Source organism: Rahnella variigena (genome assembly GCF_003610915.1).
Taxonomy (GTDB): domain Bacteria; phylum Pseudomonadota; class Gammaproteobacteria; order Enterobacterales; family Enterobacteriaceae; genus Rahnella; species Rahnella variigena.
Window position 1 is genome coordinate 377915 of the sequence record NZ_NSDJ01000001.1, and the last position, 17818, is coordinate 395732.

Consider the following 17818-nt stretch of genomic DNA (forward strand, 5'->3'; position numbering starts at 1 on the left):
CCGGGTTCCAACATTTGCCTGTGCGTTCAAAGGAATATTTATGAGAATAAAATCCTGCATGGTGGCTTTATTGGGTTCTGCCATTGGTTACAGTTCGGCAGATATGTTTCCCACTTTGATCGACCCGAATAACCCGGCCAAACTGGCTGAGCCCATTTCCCAGCCTCCGGCCAAAACGCAAAAAATCGCCTTACCTTCACACTCCTTACCGGCAAAAGATTCCGCCCCCAAGCTGACACCTCAGACGCTGATTGAGATAAAACACATTCAGTTTATCGGCGGTACTCAATACCCGCTGGATTCTCTGGTTGCGCCCTTCGCGTCCTTTGTGGGCAAAAAGGTGCCGCTGTCGGCATTACTGTCCGCCACTGATTCCATCACGCAACGCTATCACCGCGACGGTTTTATTCTCTCTTACGCCTATATTCCGGCCGATAACTTTAAAGACGGCACCCTCAAAGTCGGGCTGGTCGAAGGATATATTTCCGGAACCCAAATCCACAGCGACAATCAGCAGGTCGGCCGCTGGCTAAGCAAATTATCGCAGCACATCATGGCGGAGAAACCGCTGACGCAGGACACCTTCGAGCGCTACACGATTCTGATGCAACGCACGCCGGACACTAAAGTCAGCGCGACGGCCAATAATCCGAACAATATTTACGGCGCCACCGCGCTGAATGTAGATGCGGTGCGGCAGCGAAACTGGAATATCGCCACCGCCGTGGATACCCGCAAAGGTGACAGTTCTGCGGTGGTGAACGCCACGCTGAGCGGCCTGAGCACCTACGGCGAACAACTGGGTATTGCGACACTCATCCCGCTGGAAAGTGATACCCGCAAAACCTATGCCGGTCTGAACTATCAGCAATATCTCGGTGACGATGGATTGCTGATGCAGCTTAAAGGCAGCTATTACCAGCAGAAAGACAAGGATTACAACACCATCCTGTTTCTGCCTAACGGCATCACTGTGGATTCACAGGATAAGCAAACGCAATACAACGGTGGCGTGGTATTCAGTTACCCGTTACAACTGACGCGGAAAAAACAGTGGACGGTCAGCGGCGGTCTGGATTATCTCGACAAGAAATATGAGTACGATTTACTGGCAAGACTCGGCGATCAGAAACTGCAATTACCGCAGGTGAACCAGCGGATACGCTATCCGGCAGCCGAGCTTTCCCTGACCGGATATCGGGAATACGATCAGTCTTACTGGAATACGACGTTTAACGTTCGTCAGGGAATTGACGGACTCGGCGCCACCAATTCGACACCCAACGCCGATCTGACCTTTACCCGCTGGAAATTTAACGGGGACTCGGCGTATCTGTTTGATAAAAAATGGCGGCTCAGCGCGTCGGTTGAAGGCGACTGGTCTGACAATGATTTGCCGGAGCCTGAGCGGGTGAATTTTGGTGCCCTGCATTACGGGCGTGGCTATCCGGACAGCGATGCGCAGGGGGATTATGGCGTCGGCGGACAGGTGGAAATGCGCTATATCCATAGCCTGGAACAGGGAGTGTGGCTGAAAACCATTCAGCCTTACGCCGTGGTGGATGCGGCGCATACGGGGTTCAATCAGCAGGGGTTACCGAAGCAAAATCTGTCGTCTTACGCCATCGGTGTGATGTTTGGCGATAACCGTCATTACACGTTATCCGTGGAAGCCGCCCGCCCGATTGGCGACACGCCGCTCGACAGCACATCCCGCGACTGGCGTTATAACGCGACATTTACCTATAACTTCAGTTCCGGCTCATGATGCGCTGAAAATAAAAAACCACGTCCGGGGACGTGGTTTTTTTACTTTGATGCCAGACCAGAATTATTCGTAGCTGACAAAGCCAATGGCTTCGTAGGCTTTTTTCAGCGTCACGCTGGCACGGGCGCGGGCTTTTTCAGCGCCCTCTTTCATCACCTGTTGCAGATAAGCTTCGTCACTGCGGAAACGGTTAAAGCGCTCCTGCACCTCGGTCAGCATGCCTGAAACAGCTTCGGCCACTGCGCCTTTCAGATGACCATACATCTGGCCTTCGAATTCTGCTTCCAGCTCAGGGATCGCTTTGCCAGTGACACCGGAAAGAATATCCAGCAGGTTAGAAACGCCCGGCTTGTTCTTAATGTCGTAACGGATGACTGGCGGCTCTTCAGAGTCGGTCATCGCACTTTTAATTTTCTTGGTCACCGCTTTCGGATCTTCCAGCAGGCCGATAACGTTTTTACGGTTGTCATCAGACTTGGACATCTTCTTGGTCGGTTCCTGCAGGGACATCACGCGGGCACCAGACTTCGGAATAAACGGCTCAGGCACAGTAAACACATCGCCATACAGCGCGTTGAAACGGGCAGCGATATCGCGGCTCAGTTCCAGATGTTGTTTCTGGTCTTCACCCACCGGCACCTGATTGGTCTGGTAAAGCAGAATATCGGCCGCCATCAGCACCGGATAGTCGAACAGACCGGCAGTGATGCTTTCGCTGTTAGAAGTCTCGTAGCGCGCAGACTTGTCTTTAAACTGCGTCATACGACCCAGCTCACCGAAATAGGTGTAGCAGTTCAGCGCCCAGCTCAGCTGACTGTGTTCAGGAACGTGAGACTGCACGAAGATGGTACTTTTCTTCGGATCAATGCCGACCGCCAGATACAGCGCCAGCGTGTCGAGTGTCGCTTTGCGCAGTTTTTCCGGATCCTGACGCACGGTGATCGCGTGCAAATCGACGATGCAGTAAATGCATTCGTAATCGTCCTGCATTTTGACCCATTGACGCAGCGCACCCATGTAGTTGCCAATGGTCAATTCGCCGGAGGGCTGTGCGCCACTAAATACGATGGGTTTACTCATTTTATGCTTCCTGATCTTTTAAAGATGACAGCCCTAATGTGGGCAAAAGGTCGGCAAAATTATCCAGCACACGATCGGGTTTGGTCAGCGCGATGGTTTCACCGTAGTTATAGCCATAAGTCATGCCGACACACGGGCAACCTGCGGCCTGTGCGGCATGGATATCATTGCGGGAATCGCCCACGAATACCATTTCACTGGCGCGCAATCCGAGCAAGGCTAACGTCATGTAGACGGGTGCCGGATGCGGTTTTTTCGCCACGACATCGTCACCGCCAATCACCACGGTGAAATAGCTGTCGATACCCAGAGATTGCAGTAATGGCGCGATGAAAGGCGTCGGTTTGTTAGTCACCAGCCCCATCGGAATTCCGGCTGCGGCCAGAGCGGCCAGCGTCTCTTTGACTTGGGGGTACAAACGGCTGCCGCCCGCGGCAGTATCGGCATAATAGTGATCGAATTTATCGCGCACTTTCTGCAGAAACTGCGGTGATAAATCGCCTTCGGCCCAGCGCACGGCGCGCTCAACCATGATATCGGCACCGTTACCAATCCAGGTGCTCAGGCGTTCAACGCCTGCGGCAGGCAAATTAAAATCTTGCAGCGCCCTGTCCAGCGCGTCAGAAAGACCGGGCGCGCTGTCAACCAGCGTGCCGTCGAGATCAAAGCCTAAACCGAGGGCTTTCAGGGGCTCAGTCATGGGTGGCCTTAGCCAGCTCACTGCGCATGTGGTCGATAACGCTTCGGTAATCCGGCTGATTAAAGATGGCTGAACCGGCCACGAACATATCCGCGCCCGCCGCAGCGATTTCACCGATATTTTCAGCTTTCACACCGCCGTCAACTTCCAGACGAATGTCATAACCGCTGGCATCAATGATTTTACGCACCTGACGCAGTTTATCGAGCGTGCCCGGAATAAACGACTGACCGCCAAAGCCCGGGTTCACCGACATCAGCAGGATCACATCGAGTTTATCCATCACGTATTCGAGATAACTCAGCGAAGTCGCAGGGTTAAACACCAGACCCGCTTTACAGCCATGGCTTTTAATCAGTTGCAGCGAACGGTCAACGTGTTCTGAGGCTTCCGGATGGAAGGTGATGTAAGTCGCACCAGCCTCGGCAAAATCCGGGATGATACGATCAACCGGTTTAACCATCAGGTGAACATCGATCGGCGCCGTAATGCCGTAGTTGCGCAGCGATTTCAGTACCGCCGGCCCCATCGTCAGATTAGGTACGTAGTGGTTATCCATGACATCAAAATGGACAACATCTCCGCCAGCTTCCAGTGCTTTGGCAGTGTCTTCACCCAGACGGGCAAAGTCAGCCGACAGAATGGACGGTGCAATCAAAAACTGTTTCATCCGCTTCTCCAAACGATAGGGTTATCCGTCGATTACCGCTGAACGGCAATCACCGGTAGAGCGCTAAAAGTTCATTCACCAGGCTGCGTTTTGCAACTTTACTGCTGATGGTACGCCGTGCTGAAACACGATGCAGAACCGCCTGTGCGTACCATTCCAGCGTTTGTGGTGTTTCGTGGTTGGATATCAGTACCGGCACATCATTCTCATGGGAAAGCTGATACGCCAGCCGCGCCAGATTACGCTGATCATCCATACTAAAACTGTTGGTGTGGTAAGCCGTAAAATTTGCAGTCGCAGAAAGCGGGGCATACGGAGGATCGCAATACACCACCGAGCCAACCTGTGCTTTCAGCAAAGTGTCCTGATAATGCTCACACACAAAAACTGCATTTTTTGCTTTTTCAGCAAACCAGTAGAGTTCTTCTTCCGGGAAATACGGCTTTTTATAACGGCCGAAAGGCACATTAAATGCCCCACTGAGATTGTAACGGCACAGGCCGTTGTAACAATGGCGGTTGAGATAGAGGAAAAGCACTGAACGACGATAAGGGTCGCTGCTGGCATTAAACTCAGCCCTCAGGACGTAAAAACGCTCTGACTCATTAAACTCTGGCGTGAAAAGCACACGGGCATCACGCACAAATTCATCAGTGCGTGTCTTCACAATGTTGTAGAGGTTGATCAGGTCGTTGTTGATGTCCGCCAGAATATAAGCGTCATACTCGGTATTTAAAAATACCGAGCCCGCGCCAACAAAAGGCTCAATCAGACAATCTCCCGCCGGAAGATGACGTTTGATGTCATCAATCAGCGGGTATTTGCCGCCAGCCCACTTCAAAAACGCGCGGTTCTTCTTCATGCCGTCAGTTAGCTACTTATACAATTCACAGCCGCGGATTGTATCCTGTTTTTAGACAGCAAATCGCGTTGAGATCAGTTTCATTTTTTCAGGTCTTGCTGTACCTGATGTACAGGTTTGACCCACGGTTTTTTCGCCTGAACTTCCGCAGGCAAGCTGGAAATGGCACGTTTGGCTTCTGCAGAAGAAGCATAGTTACCACTGACCAGCACAAACCACGGCTTCCCGTCGCGGGCTGTCTGATATACCAGATAATTTTTCAGACCTTGCTGTTTAGCAAAGGCGTTCAGCGAGTTCGATTGAGAAGCACCGCTTAATTGCAGGGTAAAGTGCGTACCCGGCGCTGACTTGATGGCCGCTGAACTGCCTGCCGATGCGACAGAAGATGACGCTGACGGAGCCGCTGTTGCCGATGATTTGGAAGCCTGCGGTTTGGTTGCATGTGCAGTCTGGCTGGTCGCAGCAGGTTTGTGCTCTGCCGGTTTCGCCGTGTGTGAAGTCTGCGGATTACGAACAACCGGAGCCGGGCGGATATGCGAGGCGGATGGTTGAGCACCGGCCGCTGCCTGAGTGCGGGCAGAACCGTTCACGGTCGCCGGGGCGGTTGGCAAAGAGGTCAGTGACTGTGCAGCAGGATTCATCCCCCCCTGCGCGGCATTATCCACCTGATTTTGCTGAGAAGATAACGCATCACTCATATCTCCAGGCAAATCGACACGCTCTTTCGCCTGACCATTATCCGGAACGGGCTGGGCTTCCGTAGGTGTGGAGGAAACCGGCGGTAAGCCGATACTCTTCGGTTGCTGGCCATCAGCAGGTTGCTGACCGTTAACGGCTTGCGCCGTATTGGCCTGAGCCTGGGCAGAAGGCTGAGCAGGCGCTGCTGCATCGTTACCGGCAAGACTAATGTCTTTCGGTCCGTTGTTCTGCTGGGCTGGCTGATTGGATGTTGGCGACTTCATGGCGGAGCCGATGCCGACAATCAGCAATACCAGCACCACAATACCGATGCCGATCATCACGTACTGGCGGGAAACAGCAACTTTGGGAATGGAAGGAGACGGTTTGCGGGCGCGCGGCGGGCGGCGATCGCTGGTGTCTGGTTTGAGATCGTCTTCCGGTGTTAAATCATCCATCTAAAACCTCCAACCCGGCTAAAAGCCTTAACTGGCTTTACGCGGAGCAACTATCCTGACTAAAAAAATAAAGCTTTGCTGGCATGGGTGAAATCGGTCGTTATCTGGCCAAAATTATGGCCGCAGTCTTAACGGCAATCTTCAATCGAAGCCAGCACCATTTCATGTGATACGCCGGAGCGTACTTCAGACTGACCAATGGCTTTTGGTAAAACCAGACGCAACTCGCCAGCCAGCACTTTCTTATCACGCATCATGTGGGGCAGATAAGACGGGGCGTCCATCGTTTCGGGACCGGTTACCGGTAAACCCGCACGAGTCAGCAACGCTTTCACCCGGGCAATATCACCCAGACTGAATTGCCCAAGACGATGAGCCGTATAACAGGCCATCACCATCCCGGCCGCCACAGCCTCGCCGTGCAACCAGTTGCCATAACCCATTTCTGCTTCAATAGCATGGCCGTAAGTATGGCCCAGATTCAGCAAGGCGCGCAGTCCGTTTTCACGTTCATCGGCTGCCACAACCTCGGCTTTCAGCTCGCAGCAACGACGGATGCAGTAAGCCAGCGCGTTCATATCCAGCGCCAGCAGAGCGTCCATGTTGTCTTCAAGCCAGGTAAAGAAGTCGGCATCCAAAATAATGCCGTATTTGATGACTTCCGCGAGACCCGATGACATTTCACGGGCAGGCAGAGTTCTCAGACAGTCGAGATCAACCACCACCGACGCAGGCTGATAAAACGCGCCGATCATGTTTTTTCCGAGGGGATGGTTTACCGCTGTTTTACCGCCAACAGAGGAATCGACCTGAGAAAGCAGCGTGGTAGGCACCTGAACAAAGCGTACACCGCGTTGATAACTGGCTGCGGCGAAGCCGGTTAAATCACCGACAACGCCGCCGCCAAGGGCGACAAGCGTGGTATCACGTCCGTGCGGCTTTTCAAGCAGCGCGGAAAACACGTCATTTAGAACAGCCAGGGATTTGTATTGTTCACCATCAGGCAAAATCACCTGATCAACACGAACGCCTGCCTGCTCCAGCACTGAACGGATTGCGTCCAGATAGAGAGGGGCGAGGGTTTCATTGGTCACTATCATGACCTGATCGCCTGCCTTTACCGGCATAAAAGAAGCCGGATCGTGGAACAATCCGGCAGCAATCGTAATGGGGTAGCTACGCTCCCCTAACGTTACGGTAATCCTCTCCATGTCGTGCTCTGTGACCTTCTTTAACTGACACCCTCAGGCAATGATGGAAACCAATAATCAGTTACTTTCCAGCATGTTAATAATCTGGTTAGCAACGACTTTGGCACTTTGATCATCGGTACGAATAGTGACGTCGGCAATCTCTTCATACAAAGGATTGCGCTCTCTCGCCAGTGCTTCAAGCACTTCACGTGGCGGAGCACTCACTTGTAATAATGGACGTTTTTTGTCGCGTTGTGTACGCGCCAGTTGTTTTTCGATGGTAGTTTCAAGATAGACGACAACGCCACGCGCTGACAAACGGTTACGGGTTTCACGTGATTTCACGGAACCGCCACCTGTTGCCAGAACAATGCCTTGTTTTTCGGTCAGTTCGTTGATCACTTTTTCTTCGCGGTCGCGGAATCCGTCTTCGCCTTCTAAATCAAATACCCAGCCCACATCAGCTCCGGTACGTCGCTCAATTTCGTGATCGGAGTCGAAAAACTCCATATTGAGTTGCTGAGCTAACTGTCGACCAATAGTGCTTTTGCCGGCACCCATAGGCCCAACCAGAAAGATATTGCGTTTCTCTGCCATGTTTTTCGGTATTACTAAGACAATTCGTTGATGATAACCCGCCCCGCCAATCAAATTAGCGGCGGGACCTAAACTGAAACCTCATGAGCGATATAGTGCGAGATCAGAAAAAAATTATCTCAACACTCTTGGTAGTTTGGCAACCGAATAAATCACTTTGCACGCCGCAGGAGGGAAACCGTACGTTTTTATCGGCGTGTCTGTCGTAATAAAAAGATCACGGTGCTCAATTCGGTAACCCTTGTAAGCTAAATCGACGGCAGCGTCAAACGCAGAAGCCTCTTGCGACACAAAAAGTTGCATGTGCTCAACGTTATTGTGCAATTTACGTTAAGTCAGAATACCCGTTTATCGCGTGTGGATTAGGGTCGGAGTGATAAAAATCACCAACTCACGCCGCTGTTCACTTGTGTACTGGTGTTTAAACAAGGAACCGACCACCGGCATATCGCCCAGCACCGGCACTTTTGTGTCTGTTTTTTGATTTTTACGCTGAAATATCCCGCCAAGCACAATGGTTTCCCCATCCTTCACCGTCACCTGAGTTTTAATTTCCTGCTTGTCGATAGCCAGTGCCTCGCCTTCTGACTGTTTTATACTTCTTCCCGGCATGTTCTGGCTTATCTGTAAGGCCATCTGAATGCGCCCGTCGCGTAAGATCTTCGGCGTCACTTCCATCCCGAGCACAGCTTCTTTGAATTCAATGGATGTGCTGCCACTGGCGCCGCTCGAAACCTGATAAGGAATTTCGGTCCCCTGCTTGATACTGGCGGTTTGCATATGCGCCGTCATCAGGCGCGGACTGGCAATAATATCCACCTTATCTTCCTGCTCAAGGGCCGTCAGTTCCAGTTCCAGGATCCGCCCGCTGATGTGCGCCAGATTGAAGCCCGCCGTAAATATCGGATTCTCTACCGGCATTCCCATACTGAAATTGTTCATACGCACGGCTTTCGTGATCGGCTCGTCACCGTTAAACCCCCATTGCACGCCCAACTCCCGCAAGCTCTCACTGTTCATCGTTACGATATGTGCCGCCAGTTGTACCTGCTGTAGCGGGAAATCCATTTCTTTTATCCACGGCGCCACAACGTCCAGCGCCTCCTGCGTATCACGTAATAAAAGCGTATTGGTACGGGTATCGGCCGAGGCATTGCCTTTCACCGAAAGCAACGACCCTTTTTGGGTATTCAGACTCTGCGCAGTATCTTTGGCATCCGCATACCGCAGCGGCACGGTCATGCTGATAATCGGGCTGTTGAGCGCCCGTTGCCCGGCGGCATCTTCCTGCTGCTGTCGCTGAATCAGCGGGTCAACCACCGGAAACACCAGTAAAACATTACCCTGCAACTCGCTGGTGAGATGGCTCATTTTCAGGATGATGTCGAGCGCCTGCTGCCACGGCACCTCTTTGAGCTTCACGCTGATTTCGCCGTCCACACCCGGTGCAGTGACCAGGTTAAGTTGTCGCGAATCCGCCAGTGCCTGCAAGACCAGGCCGACAGGTGATGACGGAAACTCCAGAGAAATAAGCGCCGGGGCAGCTTTCACCGGACTTAGACACAGGCAAAGCAGAATAAAAGCCAGTTTATGATTGATGTATTTCATTATTTTCCTTTCCATGGAGAATCGTTTTTCTTACTTAAACGCAGAGTTCTTACCCAAGCGCAGAGTCTGGCGCAGCAAACCGCACCGTGGCTCGCTGAGACTGAGCTCTGCCTGCGAGGCGTTAAGAGTTTCAACCGTCCATGCGGGCGTTCCCACCTGATTACCGGCCTCGACTTTTGTCCAGCGTCCATCCGGTGATAACAGCCAGCCCGATTGCCGGCCACCCACCTGTGAAATGCCGCTCAGGATCCAACCCGACATCGCAGAATCGTCGGGACATGTTGTGGAAGCCAGACGTGAAAAAGGGTCGCGCGCGGCCACAGCGCCGGGTGAGTTGAAAGCCAAACCGCCGGTACCGGTCGTTTGCGTCAGCAGAATCGATGCTTTTAAGCCGGAGGCAGTCATCCTGATATCCGGCTCACTGAACGCGGGATGTTCCGGACGTTGCAGCAAGGCATGAAGAAAATGTATCAGGCCGGAAAAAGTCAGCTGCAAATCCAGCGTCCCCTGCTCTTCTGCTTTCGGCTGCAGGGCTGGCGACCAGCGAAGCAACTCTGCTCCGGCGTCTTTCAGCGGCTGAGCAAATTGTTGCGCTAGCGGCAAACTCTCTTGCACAAGAGCGGCGTTATTTTGGATTTCCTGCTTCAGGGTGCTCAGCGGAGGTAAACGCAACAAATCCCTCTGAGACTGAAAAACGGTGCGCTGTGCGACCGCAATATCCCGTGTCAGTGCATCCTGTTGCTGCCACAATCCGCGAAATGCGAAGACGTAAAGCAACAGCATCAGAACCAGCACGCCAGCGGTCAGAGTCAGGCCTCTCTGCCAGGCCCGTTTTTCCATCAGCGGCTCGAGGCGTTCTGAAAAAAGCCTCATCATGGCGCTTTCCCTTGTTCAGGCGCGGGACTGGCGGAACGGAATTGTGTCTTTATCACGAAGCTCAGTATCCGGTCAGGTTGTTGCTGAACATCAGAAAGGCTGACGTTGCCAAACAACCCGCTGGCCGCCAGCACGTCCCGGAAAGACAAAATATCGTGATAAAAGTGGCCCTCTCCCTTCAGCGTCAGAGCTTGCTGATGCTCCGTCATTTCAGTCAGGCTCACGTCTTGCGGGATCTGCGCAGCCACTAATTCCAGTAACTGAAGATAATCCTGACTTCGCTTCAGTTGCTGAAGAGCAGCCAGACGCTGCGCATTCAGCGTTTTTACCCGTTCCGTTGCCGCGTTCACCTCCAGCAGCTGGCGCGATAACACCTGAACAGAGGTATTCAGCGCAGATAAATGCAGTTGCCGCAGTGCCCGCTCCTGAACGAGAAAGGCGGTCAGTGTCAGAAAAGTCATCGTGATAATCGCCGGAAAACTGATAAACATTTTCAGCCAGTAACGGCTCCGGCGCTGCAGGCGAAGTTTCCGCCAGGGCAATAAATTTACCTGCAGCATCAGTGATCGCCCTGCCGCAATGCCAGCCCAACTGCGGGTGCAAAATCCCCCGGATTGACGGGCAACGGCGCGGATAACTGCGCAATAGCACTGAGGGGCGACCAGCATTGCATTGCCGGAAGTGGAGACGCTCCGCTGAAAAAGCATTCGCTGTGGCACAACGCCGCCGCGCGGTATTGCTGGCGGATGCGTTCTGACAGCGGCAGATCTTCAGATGCGTCATCAGACAAACCAAACTGAAATGGCAAACTGTGGGGCGAGGCCCAGAGGAATCCGTCATCAAGCCGATGAACCAGCAATGCGTCACCCGGAAGGCCGGCAGCAAAAGCCGCCACCTGAAGTGCGCAGGGGGTCAGTTCGATGGCATCCGGATAAAGCTGCGCCTGAGACAGACATTCCATCCATTGCTGAATTTCCTGTTGTCTGGCTGCGGTGACCACCACCTGATTGTCGCCGTGCGGATCAGCGCGGTAATCCATCACCAGATGTTCCATGCCCAGCGGAAACTGTTTCGCTGCATGCGCAAAGATAAACGCACTGCGGGCCGGATCGCGCAAACGGGGATCCGGCGCCGCCATGCGTTGTTGCATAATCCGTTGTGCCGGAAGGGTAATTCGCAGAGAAAATGTCGTCGGGAGGGTTTTTCGCCAGCACGATAAAATGGCGATCAGCGGCGCGGTCTCATGTAATATCCCCTCCCTCAATGTGAAGGAAGGCAGCGAATGCTGCCACCAGTGACGTAATTGCCAGCCATTCCGCCGCCGCTGAACGGCGATCGCACGGGCAAAACCGGCTTGAATATCCAGACCTACCTGCCATGCTTGTAGTCTCATTTTCGCCCAATCTCCATATTGTCAGGTAAATAAAAGAACGTATCCATGTTGCTGGCTTGCCTTTATACTACCGCGCGGTTGTTTATAAACTGCCCAATTGACACTTAATGGGAAATCTCAGGTGAAGTTCGTAAAGTATTTATTGATTCTTGCAGTGTGTTGCATTTTGCTGGGAGCCGCCTCGATCTTCGGATTGTATAAATATATCGAGCCTCAGTTACCCGATGTCGCCACGCTCAAAGACGTGCGCCTGCAAACACCCATGCAGGTTTTCAGTGCTGATGGCGATTTAATCGCCCAATACGGCGAAAAACGTCGTATCCCGCTGAAACTCGACCAAATCCCACCGGAAATGGTGCATGCGTTTATCGCGACCGAAGACAGTCGTTTCTATGAACACCACGGCGTGGATCCAATCGGTATTTTCCGTGCGGCTTCCGTTGCGCTGGTGTCCGGCCATGCCTCACAGGGCGCGAGTACCATTACTCAGCAGCTGGCGCGTAACTTCTTCTTAAGTCCTGAACGCACGCTGACCCGTAAAATTAAGGAAGCGTTTTTGGCCATCCGCATTGAGCAGATGATGTCCAAAGATGAAATCCTCGAGCTGTATCTCAACAAGATTTATCTCGGTTACCGTGCCTATGGCGTGGGTGCCGCTGCACAGGTTTATTTCGGTAAAGATGTCAGCCAGCTGACACTGAGTGAAATGGCAGTGATCGCCGGTCTGCCTAAAGCACCGTCAACCTTTAACCCGTTGTATTCCCATGACCGTTCTCTGGCGCGTCGTAACACCGTGCTGGCGCGTATGCTGGATGAGAAATACATCACGCAGGCGCAGTACGATCAGGCTCGCGCTGAGCCGCTGGTGGCGAATTATCATGCCCCGCACATTGAGTTCTCTGCGCCGTACCTGACAGAAATGGTGCGTCAGGAAATGGTGAAACGTTATGGCGATAACGCTTATAACGATGGCTACATGGTTTACACCACCATTACCAGGAAAACGCAGCTTGCCGCGCAGGAAGCCTTGCGTACCAACGTTCTCAACTACGATATGCGTCACGGCTATCGCGGTCCGTCTAACGAGCTGTGGAAAGTCGGCGAACCGGCGTGGGATCAGGACAAAATTGTTCAGTCACTGAAAACGCTGCCAGTGTATGGCCCGCTGTTCCCTGCGGTCATCACCGCAACGGATGACGCACAGGCAACGGCGACCATGTCGAACCGCGCGGTGATCAGCCTGCCGTTCAGCGGCATGCGCTGGGCGCGTCCTTATCGCAACGACAATGCTCAGGGGCCGACCCCGAAAAAAGTGTCTGACGTGGTACGCCCAGGTCAGCAGATTTGGGTTCGTAAAGTGGGCGATGTCTGGTGGCTGGCGCAGGTTCCGGACGTGAACTCGGCTATCGTTTCGCTTAATCCAAACGACGGCGCGATTGAAGCACTGGTCGGCGGCTTTGACTTTAACCAGAGTAAATTCAACCGTGCCAATCAGGCGGTACGTCAGCTCGGTTCAAACATCAAACCGTTCCTGTATACCGCAGCAATGGACAAAGGCCTGACGCTGGCGACCATTCTGAATGACATGCCGATTACCCGCTGGGATGCCGGTGCCGGTACAGACTGGCGTCCGAAGAACTCACCGCCAACGTATTACGGTCCGATCCGCTTACGCCGGGGTCTGGGTGAGTCTAAAAACGTGGTGATGGTGCGTGCGATGCGTGCCATGGGTGTGGATTACGCAGCAGAATATCTGCAACGTTTCGGCTTCCCGGCTTCTAACATTGTGCATTCCGAATCGCTGGCGCTGGGCTCGGCTTCTTTCACCCCGTTACAGGTTGTGCGCGGTTACGCCACCCTGACCAACGGCGGCTATCTGGTTGACCCTTATTTCATCACCAAAATCGTGGATGAATCCGGTCAGGTTCAGTTTGAAGCAAAACCTAAAATTGCCTGCCGCACCTGTAATATTCCGGTGATTTATGGCGATACTCAGAAATCAGCGGTGCTGTCCGATGACAACGTAGAAAACGTGGCGACATCGACCACCGGCAATAATACCAGCGTACCAACTCCGCAACTGGAGCAGGTCCCGCCTAACTCACCGCAGGTTGACGCCGCGCAGCAATACGCGCCGCACGTGATCAGCACACCGCTTTCATTCCTGATAAGCGATGCACTGAACTCCAACATTTTCGGTGAACCAGGCTGGATGGGGACCGGCTGGCGTGCAGGGCGTGACCTTAAGCGCCACGATATTGGCGGTAAAACCGGTACAACCAACAGCTCGAAAGATGCGTGGTTCTCAGGTTATGGCCCGAATGTTGTCACCTCGGTCTGGATTGGTTTTGACGATCACCGTCGTGATCTGGGTCGTTCAACGGCTTCAGGCGTGATCCCTGATCAGATTTCCGGTGCAGAAGGCGGCGCGAAAAGTGCTCAGCCAGCCTGGGATGATTACATGAAAGCCGTGCTGGAAGGTGTGCCTGAACAACCACAAACGCCACCGCCAGGCGTGGTGACGGTCACTATCGATAAGAGTTCCGGTAAGTTGTCTGACGGCGGCGGTAACAGTCGTCCGGAATACTTCATCGACGGGACTCAGCCGACAGAACATGCCGTGCATGAAGTGGGGACCACCATCATGGATAACGGTCAGGAACATGAACTGTTCTGATGCATAAGCTGTAAAGCAAAAAGCCGGTCTGCATCAAGCATGACCGGCTTTTTTAATGGGGTTTTATCGGGGAATTCAGCGGGCGTTGCGCGTCAGAAAATCATGCGCAAGGAACAGAGCGCTGACGTTACGGGCTTCGCAAAAATCAGGGTGTTGCAGCAATTCCATCATCCGCGAAACCGGCCAGCGGGTTTGCGGCAAGGGTTCCGGCTCATCGCCTTCCAGACTTTTCAGGTAAAGATCTTTGGCAATGACGATATTCATGCGGCTGGAAAAATACGAAGGTGCCATAGTCAGTTTGGCCAGCACATCAAAATGCCGGGCACCAAAGCCGACTTCTTCCATAAGTTCGCGGTTAGCCGCTTCCAGAATACTCTCGCCGGGATCAATCAGCCCTTTAGGAAAACCCAGTTCATAGCTTTCAATGCCAACAGCATATTCGTGGATTAACACCAGCTCATTATCAATGACAGGAATAATCATCACCGCTTCGCGATCTGAGGGCCGCATACGTTCGTAAACACGCTCTGCGCCATTGCTGAACGTCAGATCAACGGATTCAATGGTGAACAGACGCGAACGGGCTACGGTTTCCACCTTAGTGATTTTCGGTTTTTGCAGGTGTTGTGTCATTTCATCCCCAACTTATTATTCACCTGACCAGAGGTGTTCTAATGGGTTCGTTTTTCTGTTTAAAGACCGCTATCAATAAGCATTGTGCGTTATTGAGAGCCAGAATCGCAATCTTTACTGTAAACCGGTTCAGAACGCACTCATTTTTTGCACAGAAAGCCCCTAAAAAATCAGCAAAAAAAGCGTAAAAAGCAACCGAACACTCACGCTGGTCACATTTTTGCTGTAACAAAAACATTGAGACATCAAAATAGGATTATACCGATACCAGACAGTTCTTAAATGCAGGTATCCTCTAGCGTGGTATTTTTGTGCATAATATTCACCCAAAGAATAATAAAATTCCTACCTAAAAGGCACTCGCGCGCAGAATGTGCATTCCATTTATGTATAATACTTTCACAGAGTTGACGTAAGTCACCCACGTCTGAACGGGGATCGGATGAGCACAGTAGTCGTGACATTGGTGTTGTTGTGTATCGCAATCATTGCCACAGCGTCTTATTTTTGGCTTGTATTGCGCCGCCGCCAACGCGACGAATCTGTCGTGCGTTTTTCCGCACCAAGCCAGCGCAAACTTTCACAAAAAGAACGCGATGCCGTAGAGCGTTATCTTCGCCAGTATGAAGGCCTCGGGCAAACGCCGATCACCCATCGAAATAATCTGATTATCCTGCAAGATAAACTGACGCTGACCACTAAAAGCGAAAATGTTTACAGCCTTAAGCGTGCAATCACCCGTTATGGCGTGGCGAGCGAAGATCCGAATAAATGGCGTTATTTCCTGGATGCGACTGAAATTCACCTGCCGCCTTTCTGGGAGCAGTACATCGCTCAGGAAAACGAAGTCGAGCTGATCAAAACTCAGACCCTGCCGCTGGTGATTTCACTCAACGGCCACACTTTGGCCGATCATGTCTACGAAGGTCCGGTGCCGGTTTCAGCGGTAATCCCTTCACAGCCGCAGAACGCTTCAATCCGCCATGAAGAAAGTGAACATATTGAACTGGTGAAAGTGCGCAGCGAAACCCGCGAGGAACGCGCCCTGACCCGTTCGAACGGCGTCAAAGAAGCGCTGGCCGTTTCGGGTATTCTCCTGCTGCTGTTCATCACGTTGCAAAGTCCGGTGATCTTTCTCCCCTGGATCCTGATGGTTGCCGCAGCGCTGGCGGGCTGGGTTATCTGGCGGGTAGTGTCTGAACGCTTCGGTAAAAACCGTAAAGAAATCCACTGCCTGCGGGGTTTACCTAAACGCTGGGGATTATTTGGTGAGTCCAAGCAAGGTGATATCAGCAATATTTCTCTTGGTGCTATCGACCTGATATATCCGCCACACTGGCAACCTTATATTGGCCGCGACCTGGGTCAGCCGACGGATGTCGAAGTGTATATGAACAGTCAGGTTGTCCGTCAGGGCAGCATTTTGTCATTGCATGATGAGGTCAAAAAATTCCCGCTCCAGCTTTGGGGAAAAAATCTTGTACTGGCTACCAGCGCATTTCTTCTGCTGCTGGCATTAGTGGTTTATGTCCCTCTTGGCCTGCCATTGAAGCTCAGCATTGCCTGGCTACAGGGTGCGCAAAGTACGCAGGTTAACAGCGTTCAGGATCTGGAAAAAACTACGCTGCGCGTTGGCGATACCCTGAAAGTTCAGGGGACTGGCATGTGTTATGTGCCACCGTCAGCTATCCGTACCACCTCCGGTTATATGCCTTTCGATTGTTCAGCCATCTACTGGAATAACGCAACGCCGCTGCCTGTACCGCAGTCAGAAATCATTGAAGCCGCGACGGCGTTGCAGACTACCGTCAATAATCAGATGCACCCCGGCGAAAGCCCGGAGCAAAACATCAACCCTCAGCTGGCTACCGCGATTGAGAAATCCGGCATGATCCTGCTGGATGACTTTGCCGATATCGTGCTGAAAACAGAAGCGTTATGCGGAAACAGCAATGATTGCGTGCGGCTGAAAAACGCGCTGGTGAATCTGGGGAACTCAAGTAACTGGAATTCACTGGTCAAACGGGCGAAAGCGGGCTCATTGCAGGGCATCAACGTGCTGTTGCGACCGGTCAGTGCGCAGTCGCTGAGTGAGCTGGTGAATAACGCCACGTCGTCGTTCTTCATGCAGGAAACCCGTCGTGCGGCTGACAGCCTCAACAGCCCGCCTCCAGGTGGCTTCTTAATCAGCAATGATGAAGGCCGCAATTTGATTGAAATGCCAGTGCCCCCGGTCGGGTTGTACGCCAATCCGCCACAGGATCAGTGGAAGCAACTGCAACACTTATCTACCCTGCTGCTTCACACCCCGTTCAGTGCACAGGGTGTGATCACCAGTATCAGCGTTGATGCCAACGGTACCCGTCATATTTCATTGCACAGCGAGCCGGACATCTCGACGCTGTGGCGTTATCTCGGTACCAGCGTGTTGCTGTTCCTGTTGTTCGGAATTCTGCTGGTGAACAGCGTGTTGTTTATCAGCCGCTTTATAAAAGATAAGCGTCGCATCGACGATATCCAGCAACATTACAATTCGTGTTTTCACCCCACGCTGACGCCTGTGATGCCACATAACCCTGGCTGAAAACCGCAGGGTGGCTCTGCGCCGCCCTGTGAAATTATGCT

Annotated in this window: 15 protein-coding genes; 3 read left to right on the forward strand and 12 right to left on the reverse strand. The window is 52.6% G+C overall.

All coding sequences use genetic code 11. From position 1 onward, the window contains the following. Nucleotides 1–40: 40 nt before the first annotated feature. Nucleotides 41–1768 carry a ShlB/FhaC/HecB family hemolysin secretion/activation protein gene (locus tag CKQ54_RS01890; RefSeq protein ID WP_120162599.1) on the forward strand — a complete coding sequence of 576 codons (1728 nt, stop codon included), beginning with the start codon at nucleotides 41–43 and terminating at the stop codon, nucleotides 1766–1768. 63 nt (nucleotides 1769–1831) lie between these two features. Here CKQ54_RS01890 and trpS read toward each other — a convergent pair whose 3' ends face one another. The 11 genes from trpS to pilM form a co-directional block, all read right to left on the reverse strand. Further along, nucleotides 1832–2848 (reverse strand): tryptophan--tRNA ligase, encoded by a 1017-nt coding sequence (trpS, locus tag CKQ54_RS01895; protein WP_112288630.1) that lies wholly within the window; start codon nucleotides 2846–2848, stop codon nucleotides 1832–1834. 1 nt (nucleotide 2849) lies between these two features. Further along, complete coding sequence (locus tag CKQ54_RS01900) at nucleotides 2850–3548, reverse strand: phosphoglycolate phosphatase (protein WP_113877181.1); 699 nt, start codon at nucleotides 3546–3548, stop codon at nucleotides 2850–2852. Beyond that, nucleotides 3541–4218, reverse strand: coding sequence for a ribulose-phosphate 3-epimerase (rpe, locus tag CKQ54_RS01905; RefSeq protein WP_113877182.1), 678 nt, complete (start codon nucleotides 4216–4218; stop codon nucleotides 3541–3543). The genes CKQ54_RS01900 and rpe overlap by 8 nt, the downstream gene beginning before the upstream one ends. A 49-nt stretch (nucleotides 4219–4267) precedes the next feature. Further along, nucleotides 4268–5080 carry an adenine-specific DNA-methyltransferase gene (gene dam, locus CKQ54_RS01910; protein ID WP_113877183.1) on the reverse strand — a complete coding sequence of 271 codons (813 nt, stop codon included), beginning with the start codon at nucleotides 5078–5080 and terminating at the stop codon, nucleotides 4268–4270. Between the two features lie 80 nt (nucleotides 5081–5160). Then, nucleotides 5161–6216, reverse strand: coding sequence for an SPOR domain-containing protein (locus tag CKQ54_RS01915; protein ID WP_113877184.1), 1056 nt, complete (start codon nucleotides 6214–6216; stop codon nucleotides 5161–5163). Nucleotides 6217–6344: 128 nt separating this feature from the next. Continuing rightward, nucleotides 6345–7427, reverse strand: coding sequence for a 3-dehydroquinate synthase (gene aroB / locus CKQ54_RS01920; protein WP_113877185.1), 1083 nt, complete (start codon nucleotides 7425–7427; stop codon nucleotides 6345–6347). 57 nt (nucleotides 7428–7484) lie between these two features. After that, nucleotides 7485–8006, reverse strand: a complete 522-nt coding sequence (gene aroK / locus CKQ54_RS01925; RefSeq protein WP_014333540.1) for a shikimate kinase AroK — start codon at nucleotides 8004–8006, stop codon at nucleotides 7485–7487. Nucleotides 8007–8354: 348 nt separating this feature from the next. Beyond that, a complete protein-coding gene (gene hofQ, locus CKQ54_RS01930; protein WP_120162600.1) occupies nucleotides 8355–9614 on the reverse strand; it encodes a DNA uptake porin HofQ in 1260 nt (419 codons plus the stop codon). A 30-nt stretch (nucleotides 9615–9644) separates the two neighbouring features. Next, entirely contained in the window at nucleotides 9645–10490 is an 846-nt protein-coding gene (locus CKQ54_RS01935) for a pilus assembly protein PilO (RefSeq protein ID WP_120162601.1), read from the reverse strand. Continuing rightward, a complete protein-coding gene (locus CKQ54_RS01940) occupies nucleotides 10487–11050 on the reverse strand; it encodes a PilN domain-containing protein (protein WP_120162602.1) in 564 nt (187 codons plus the stop codon). Before CKQ54_RS01940 ends, CKQ54_RS01935 begins: the two co-directional genes overlap by 4 nt. After that, on the reverse strand, nucleotides 11050–11883 hold the full coding sequence (gene pilM, locus CKQ54_RS01945) for a pilus assembly protein PilM (RefSeq protein WP_120162603.1): 834 nt from the start codon (nucleotides 11881–11883) through the stop codon (nucleotides 11050–11052). The genes CKQ54_RS01940 and pilM overlap by 1 nt, the downstream gene beginning before the upstream one ends. A 121-nt stretch (nucleotides 11884–12004) precedes the next feature. Here pilM and mrcA point away from each other — a divergent pair, with 121 nt between their 5' ends. After that, nucleotides 12005–14560, forward strand: coding sequence for a peptidoglycan glycosyltransferase/peptidoglycan DD-transpeptidase MrcA (gene mrcA, locus CKQ54_RS01950; protein WP_120162604.1), 2556 nt, complete (start codon nucleotides 12005–12007; stop codon nucleotides 14558–14560). Between the two features lie 75 nt (nucleotides 14561–14635). Here mrcA and nudE read toward each other — a convergent pair whose 3' ends face one another. Then, a complete protein-coding gene (nudE, locus tag CKQ54_RS01955) occupies nucleotides 14636–15193 on the reverse strand; it encodes an ADP compounds hydrolase NudE (protein ID WP_112288641.1) in 558 nt (185 codons plus the stop codon). 442 nt (nucleotides 15194–15635) lie between these two features. Here nudE and CKQ54_RS01960 point away from each other — a divergent pair, with 442 nt between their 5' ends. Beyond that, nucleotides 15636–17777: an intracellular growth attenuator family protein gene (locus CKQ54_RS01960; RefSeq protein WP_208644580.1), complete on the forward strand. Its 2142-nt coding sequence runs from the start codon at nucleotides 15636–15638 to the stop codon at nucleotides 17775–17777. The last annotated feature ends 41 nt before the right edge of the window (nucleotides 17778–17818 follow it).

Bases quoted from the DNA above. Each gene is read 5' to 3' on its own strand.
- dam (WP_113877183.1), bottom strand. From the start codon at position 5,080: ATGAAGAAGAACCGCGCGTTTTTGAAGTGGGCTGGCGGCAAATACCCG.
- pilM (WP_120162603.1), bottom strand. From the start codon at position 11,883: ATGAGACTACAAGCATGGCAGGTAGGTCTGGATATTCAAGCCGGTTTT.
- trpS (WP_112288630.1), bottom strand. From the start codon at position 2,848: ATGAGTAAACCCATCGTATTTAGTGGCGCACAGCCCTCCGGCGAATTG.
- CKQ54_RS01940 (WP_120162602.1), bottom strand. From the start codon at position 11,050: ATGCTGCAGGTAAATTTATTGCCCTGGCGGAAACTTCGCCTGCAGCGC.
- CKQ54_RS01890 (WP_120162599.1), top strand. From the start codon at position 41: ATGAGAATAAAATCCTGCATGGTGGCTTTATTGGGTTCTGCCATTGGT.
- rpe (WP_113877182.1), bottom strand. From the start codon at position 4,218: ATGAAACAGTTTTTGATTGCACCGTCCATTCTGTCGGCTGACTTTGCC.
- CKQ54_RS01900 (WP_113877181.1), bottom strand. From the start codon at position 3,548: ATGACTGAGCCCCTGAAAGCCCTCGGTTTAGGCTTTGATCTCGACGGC.
- CKQ54_RS01960 (WP_208644580.1), top strand. From the start codon at position 15,636: ATGAGCACAGTAGTCGTGACATTGGTGTTGTTGTGTATCGCAATCATT.
- nudE (WP_112288641.1), bottom strand. From the start codon at position 15,193: ATGACACAACACCTGCAAAAACCGAAAATCACTAAGGTGGAAACCGTA.
- aroB (WP_113877185.1), bottom strand. From the start codon at position 7,427: ATGGAGAGGATTACCGTAACGTTAGGGGAGCGTAGCTACCCCATTACG.
- aroK (WP_014333540.1), bottom strand. From the start codon at position 8,006: ATGGCAGAGAAACGCAATATCTTTCTGGTTGGGCCTATGGGTGCCGGC.
- hofQ (WP_120162600.1), bottom strand. From the start codon at position 9,614: ATGAAATACATCAATCATAAACTGGCTTTTATTCTGCTTTGCCTGTGT.
- CKQ54_RS01935 (WP_120162601.1), bottom strand. From the start codon at position 10,490: ATGATGAGGCTTTTTTCAGAACGCCTCGAGCCGCTGATGGAAAAACGG.
- CKQ54_RS01915 (WP_113877184.1), bottom strand. From the start codon at position 6,216: ATGGATGATTTAACACCGGAAGACGATCTCAAACCAGACACCAGCGAT.